The sequence below is a fragment of the Mesorhizobium sp. WSM4837 genome (assembly GCF_055811435.1).
Window position 1 is genome coordinate 1 of the sequence record NZ_JBVVQE010000143.1, and the last position, 5,758, is coordinate 5,758.

3 protein-coding genes and 2 pseudogenes are annotated in these 5,758 nt (G+C 57.7%); 2 read left to right on the top strand and 3 right to left on the bottom strand.

Going from position 1 to position 5,758, the window contains the following annotated elements; genetic code table 11:
* Nucleotides 1-160 precede the first annotated feature (160 nt).
* Complete coding sequence (locus AC0L3D_RS35870) at nt 161-1,156, bottom strand: succinylglutamate desuccinylase/aspartoacylase family protein (protein ID WP_473647440.1); 996 nt, start codon at nt 1,154-1,156, stop codon at nt 161-163.
* 509 nt (nt 1,157-1,665) lie between these two features.
* On the opposite strand from AC0L3D_RS35870, the pseudogene istA reads away from it, so the two are divergent.
* Together istA and AC0L3D_RS35880 are read left to right on the top strand one after the other, a co-directional pair.
* Nucleotides 1,666-3,173, top strand: a pseudogene (gene istA / locus AC0L3D_RS35875) (IS21 family transposase).
* A 148-nt stretch (nt 3,174-3,321) separates the two neighbouring features.
* The gene (locus AC0L3D_RS35880; RefSeq protein WP_473647441.1) at nt 3,322-3,843 is read left to right on the top strand and encodes an ATP-binding protein; all 522 of its coding nucleotides are present in this window, start codon (nt 3,322-3,324) and stop codon (nt 3,841-3,843) included.
* Nucleotides 3,844-4,174: 331 nt separating this feature from the next.
* Here the strand turns inward: AC0L3D_RS35880 and AC0L3D_RS35885 are convergent, their stop codons facing one another.
* Nucleotides 4,175-5,536 (bottom strand): CapA family protein, encoded by a 1,362-nt coding sequence (locus tag AC0L3D_RS35885; RefSeq protein ID WP_473647442.1) that lies wholly within the window; start codon nt 5,534-5,536, stop codon nt 4,175-4,177.
* 51 nt (nt 5,537-5,587) lie between these two features.
* A pseudogene (locus AC0L3D_RS35890) lies at nt 5,588-5,758 on the bottom strand (IS5/IS1182 family transposase); the annotation flags it as partial.

The following is a 5,758-nucleotide window of genomic DNA, read 5'->3' on the forward strand; positions in this document are numbered from 1 at the left end:
GCCTGACCTAATGGCAACTTGATCGTCATAGAAGAATGCGCCGTTGCCAGGCGCAAGGAGGACGTCTTTGATCTGCAATTCAGTCACTCGGGTCATTCTGAGGGGATTAAATTCGTTCCGCTAATGCCACGCGAGGCGCTGGCTGGTCTGCACCTGATTCTTAGATCTTCAGCCGTCGCGCAACGAGCGCTACCCCTTCGTTGACGTCGACATGCTCCCCCGATCGTATGGCGATGACGATGGATGTTCCAGGCACGCGGATATCAATGGACTCAGCGGACAGAGAATCCATCGGATGCAGGATGCCTATGAGATCTCCCTGCTTCACTTCGTCCAACACCGAGCAGCGAGGTTCGAAGATGCCCGTTGCAGGCGATTTCAACTCGTCGGACGGATGCGTTTCGAGTGTCTGGCCGGACTCCTGTTGATGGAATGTTGGATACTCGGCTTTACCCTCGACCAGCCCAAGCGCGATGAGGGCGTTGCGTACCCCAGCCTCGCAAATCGCGAGATTATCCGCGCCGACCGTGCCGCCGCCGAATTCAGTGCAAACAAATACCTTGCCCTGGTTTTGGGCCAGGATATCGAACATTCCAGCCGTGTCGTTGTATTCCCAGACCAAAGTCAAGGGCAATTTGAACGCTTCCGCCATTCTCACCGTCCTGGCCATGAGATCGCGATCGGCAATCGGGTGCGTCGTGGCGGCCGGTGGAAAATCCCACGTCGGTCCGAAGCTGTGCAGATCAAATACAGTGTCGGCCATTGGCAACAATACGCGCGACACCGCATCCGCGATTCGTTCGGTCACTGACCCGTCGGCGCGGCCCGGAAACACGCGATTGAGATTCAACCCGTCGAGCGGAGTATTGCGGCTCCATGCCTGCACGGCCAATGGATTGAGCACCGGTAGGACGATGACCCTTCCACAGGTTTGCGCTTCTGGCAGCCACTCAATAAGCCGTCGCGCGACAAGTGGCCCTTCCAGTTCGTTGCCATGATTTCCGCCGGTGACAAGAAGGCGCGGTCCCTCTCCTTTGTTGAGACTGAAGACCGGGAGCGAAAGCTCTCCGCGGTCGGCACCTCCCGGGACAACAAGATGCCCCCTGCTCACGCCGGGCGTATCGAGATCAAACGTAACATGTGGTGCTTCGCTCATTGTTCAACCTATTGTGGCTATTCAGGCCACCTGGCGCCGGGTTTACGATAGCCGTTGCGGGTTTGCATTATAGCGCTCTGGAAGTATGCGCCACGCGGTGTTCAATGCGCCAATATAATGTCCCGGACAGTGCCATCGCGTTTTTAGATGGCCGCCGCCTGGCTTGGTGGAACTATCGCTGCTCGATGTTCACAAGGAAAGACGGGAACCGTGACGAATAGCTGGCTCCCGCGCCTACACCCCAGGACCGCCAGCGTGCTTGCACGCCACACGGGCTAGCCCTCAGGATCTTGTCAAGCTTGTGCAGATACTCGAACGTTCATCACCGGTCCGACTTGATGGCGCGCACTATTCCGAACTGATGACGCGCAACATTCCGAAAATTATTCGCGCAGCATTCCGAGCTGATGCCGCGCAGTAAGTAGATGTCGTGAGGCCCGATCGTTGGAGTTATTTCTCGTGGTGAAACATCGCCATGGAGAAGTGAATTGCCGACGAGGAGGCGCTTGATCCGCCAGGTGCGCGAGATTTTGAAACTGCGGCTGGATGTCAGTCTTTCGAACCGCGTCATTGCCAGGCGGCTGGGGGTTGGCGAGACTTCGGTCGGCGATACGGTGAAGCGGCTGCACCGAGAGGGACTGACGTGGCCATTACCGGATGCGATCAGCGATAGCGAGTTGGAGCAGCGTCTTTACGGGACGCCCGGCGTGCAAGCCGGACGCGGAAACAACCCGAGCCGGACTGGTCTGCCGTCGCGCGCGAATTTGAAGCGCAAGCATGTGACGCTGCAGGTGCTCTGGGAAGAGTACATCGCCAGCCATCCCGATGGATGTCGGTATTCGAGGTTCTGTGATCTGTTCCGGAACTGGCAAGGCCGACTTCCTCTGGTGATGCGGCAGAACCATGCCGGTGGCGAGAAGCTGTTCGTCGAATGCCGGAGACAAGATCCCCGTCATCGATCGCAAAACCGGCGAGGTGCGGGATGATGCCCACATCTTCGTGGCGGTGATTGGGGGCATCCAGCCTGTCGTTCGCGTTGGACGACGTGGAGCGAACAGTTGCCTGACTGGATCGAAGCGCACAACACGGCTTACGCATTTTTTGGCGGGGTGACGCAGCTTCTGGTCAGCGACAACACCAAATGCGCGGTCATCAAGGCCTGCCACTTCGATCCGATGATCAATCGCTTCTATACGGATATGGCCCGTCATTACGGGACGGCAAGTTTACCTGCACGCCCGCGAAAACCCCGCGACAAGGCGAAAGTCGAATCGTAGAGCGCTGGCTTCTGGGCCGATTGCGGAACCTGAGCTTACAACCTAGCCGACCTCAACAAGGCTATTGCCGACCTGATCACCCGGCTCAATGACGAGCGTGTCATCGGCCAGTACGGCAAGACGCGGCGCGCGATGTTCGAGGAGCTCGACGCTCCGAACCTGAAGCCGCTACCTGCCGAACCAAGGGCTCATGCGGAATGGCGGCGCTGTCGTGTCGGTATCGACTATCACATTGAGCTCCATCGGCACTTTTACTCGGTCCCTTACCGCTTCGCCCGCCGCGATGGAGGTGCGCTTCACCCTCCGCACGATCGAAATATTCCTCGGCGGAGATCGAATTGCCGTGCACACGCGCGCAAGCAGCAACGGCCGCCACACGACCATTTTGGCGCATATGCCGCCAAGCCATCAGCGTTATCGCGAATGGACGCCGGCAAAGATCCGTAGCGAAGCCAGCCGGATCGGTCCGATGCTGCGCATCTTCGTCGATCGGATCATCGAGAGCCGCGCTCATTCCGAGCAGGGCTACCGCGCATGTGTGGGTATTATCGGGCTGGAACGGCGCTTTGGCGCCGAGCGGCTTGAAGCGGCTGCACAGCGCGCATTGGAATTCCAGGTTCTCAACTATCCCGGTGTCAAATCCTTCCTAAAAGGAACTGGACCGCATCCCCAAATCCGAGCGCCTGGAGCAGGAGCCGATCCAGCACTCCAATACCCGCGGTTTCGGATATTACCATTGAGCCATCCTGCTGTTCCTGAGGATATCATTCGCCGTGCCCCTCGCGAGTATGATCGCCGTGTGCTCGACCTGCTGCTCGCCGGCGACTGAGGAAGCACGAGAACTGTGCTATTGTCGGCCCCACAGGCATCGGGAAAAGCTGGCTGGCTTTGCCCTCGGACACAAGGCCTGCCGCGACAATCACTCCTTTATGTCCGGATGCCGACATTGTTCCAGAACCTGGACAGGCCCGCGGCATCGGCAGCCTCGCGGCACGCCTGAAAAGTCTCGGTTCCGTTGAACTGCTCATCCTCGATGACTATGGGCTTCAAGCCATCGACGGCAATGCTCCGCAATACCTGTTAGAAATCCTTGAAGAACGATATGGCCGCCGGTCAACACTCGTCACCAGCCAATTCCCGGTGGCCAGATGGCATGAAAAAATTAGCGAGCCCACGTATGCCATGCCATATTGGACCGCCTTGTTCACAACGCCCCCAGGCTTGAAACGAACGGCGAATCCATGCGTCGTCTGCGCCAGCCGGTCGAAATACAGACCTGGCAGGCCGATGCAAAACCGTGGAAAATATCCTGGCCAGAACGATGTCGAGACGGCCAGTGGATTGAGCGCTGGCACGATGATAACCTTCCTATTGGGCCTTCTAGTTCATCGCCATGACATCCACCAGTGATGAGGAGGCGCGGTCCTTCCTTGAGGCTGAAGACCGGAAGCGAAAGAGCTTCATAGTCGGCGCCTTTAGGGACAACAAGATGTCCTGTGCTCATGCCATGGGTGTCGAGATCGAATGGTGTGGTTCTTGGCTCACTTTTTCAGCCTCTATTGGTATAGAATCTACGATTCAGTGGTTTGGTGCGACTTGTCACAAGTTGTAGACAACCAGCGACAAGTATCTTTTCTCTCAATGACATTGCGGTAACTGGTATGTCCCTAACCACCGATTTAAAGCGCGTCGCAGCTTTCTGGGGTAAGCTTCTGAGTCGCGCCATCGAGTCATGTCATAGTCACGAGCCGGTCTTCAGCCTTATGACCCCGGTGTCGCTTTCGATGGCAATTTGGGTCCCGAACGGCTCGGACAGCTTCTGAAGACGCTCCAGAATGACCTTTGCTTGTGGCCCGGAGACTAGCCGCGGGATTCCCCGGTCGGCAAACCTTTTCGAGTAACCGAGCTCGATTGGATAGAGCCGTGATTCGGTAAGCTGGTTCTGCTCAAATCGGCTGACGGTCACAATGCTCTCATAGAAGATCGGGTCCGTGAACCCTCTTGCCATCTCCGCGACTTTCACTTCCGCATCCGTGTCGACCCGTGGGTCTTTCGCGTATTCGTCAAACATGTCGGCGCCGGACGGGGTCCCAAGGTCGTCTTCGAAGAAATTCCCAAGACTATAAAAGATCGGCCGGCCCCTATAGATTTCGATGCCTCGCAACAGATGTGGCCCGTGACCAACGTATGCGTCCGCTCCGGCGTCGATCATTTTGCGCGCGAAGGATTGCTCGTAATCTGGCGGTTCCTGGCTCCAATTCCCAGGCTCGTGGCCGTGGTTCGTGACGAAGCAGAAATCAGAGAACTGCTTGCCTCGGCGAACATTTCGTAGGATGTCGGCGATATCGCGCGGGTCGGGTTCGTAGCTGTATCCGGCCATGTCGCCCGCCTTGAACGTCGATCCGGCGACCACGACGGGGGCTGACTCATAATAGCCTGACTCGTAGCCGGGCAGCGCGTCGCGCACTTGTCTTAAACTTTTGAGCATCTCCGACGAGACTACGATTCTTTTCGCCAAACGAAGCGGGTTGAGTCCGGGTCTGCCCGGCGCCTCGCCGGCGGGATCACCCGCACGAGCCATGGGCGCGAATGTTGCAGCAAACGACACCAACCCCACGCGACCGCGTGCGGTTTCCAAGAAGCGAGCGGCGCCGGCTTGTGCGAGATTTTCGCCCGTACCTGCATGGACGATACCGCTCTCATCGAGCACCCGGCTCGTCTCGCGCATGCCTTCAACGCCCCAGTCAAGCGTATGGTTGTTCGCGCGGCCGACGATGTTGAAGCCCATGGCCTTCAAATCAGGTCCGACCTCCGGCAGGCTGAGGTGATACGCGCCGCCGTATTCAGCTTGCGGGTATCCATTGAACGATCGGATATCGAAGACGTTGACTTCCAGGTTGCCAAAAGTGACGTCAGCATCGCGAAGGATCTTTACGACGTCGCCGAAGCCAGACTCCTGAGATTTGGTCACTGCCCGCGATACGATGAGGTCGCCGACTGCTACCATCGTGAAGCCGTCTGCAACATTCGTTGCAATCGAACCGATAGTATCATATTCTTGCTGGTCCGGATGCGACGCATTGGCGTCAGAATTTTTCTCCATAGATTTTTCCTTAAACCTCTTATCGTGTCGGTCGTGAACAATACGCGGTCTTCAGGCAGCGATTGATCTGGGGCGGATAGCGAGGACGGCAACGATAAGCCACAAAAGCTGCCTGAACCAGTTGAGCAGCAGCGAGAAGTTGTACCCGGCGGCGGCCAGGATGGCGTTGAGGGCGTCGCCCTGCTGGCCGGCGAGGTAGTTGCGGCCCATTCTGTGTTCGCT

Excerpts from the sequence above, each read along its gene's own strand:
- AC0L3D_RS35870 (WP_473647440.1), bottom strand. The coding sequence starts at position 1,156 with ATGAGCGAAGCACCACATGTTACGTTTGATCTCGATACGCCCGGCGTG.
- AC0L3D_RS35885 (WP_473647442.1), bottom strand. The coding sequence starts at position 5,536 with ATGGAGAAAAATTCTGACGCCAATGCGTCGCATCCGGACCAGCAAGAA.